The sequence below is a fragment of the Streptomyces beijiangensis genome (assembly GCF_017315755.1).
In the GTDB taxonomy this organism is placed as follows: Bacteria; Actinomycetota; Actinomycetes; order Streptomycetales; family Streptomycetaceae; genus Streptomyces; species Streptomyces beijiangensis.
The window spans coordinates 1-300 of sequence record NZ_JAFLRJ010001639.1; the positions used below are offsets into that span (position 1 = coordinate 1).

General features: G+C 74.3%; 1 protein-coding gene. It reads left to right on the top strand.

All coding sequences use genetic code 11. The features are described from left to right. Nucleotides 1-300 (top strand): MFS transporter (locus tag J0695_RS43020; protein ID WP_372445953.1); only part of this gene is annotated, 300 nt, incomplete at both ends.

Genomic DNA, 300 nt, shown 5'->3' on the forward strand with positions numbered 1-300 from the left:
GTCTGCGTCGTCCTGGCCGGCCGGACCGCGCACTGGCTGCGTGGGCGGCTCGGCGCCCGGGCACCCCTGGCCGCATGCATGACGCTGATGACGGCCGGAGCCGTGCTCACCGCGTTCTTCCACGGCTCCCCGACACAGCTCGCGCTGTGGTTCTGCCTGATCGGCCTCGGTGCGGGCTACGGGTACGCGGCGCTCGCCGATCTGGTCGCGGCCCTCGTGCCGCGCCGCGAGATCGCCGCGGGCAACGGGCTGAACACCGTCATCCGGACGGTCGGCAGCGCCGTGGGCAGCCAGCTCTCC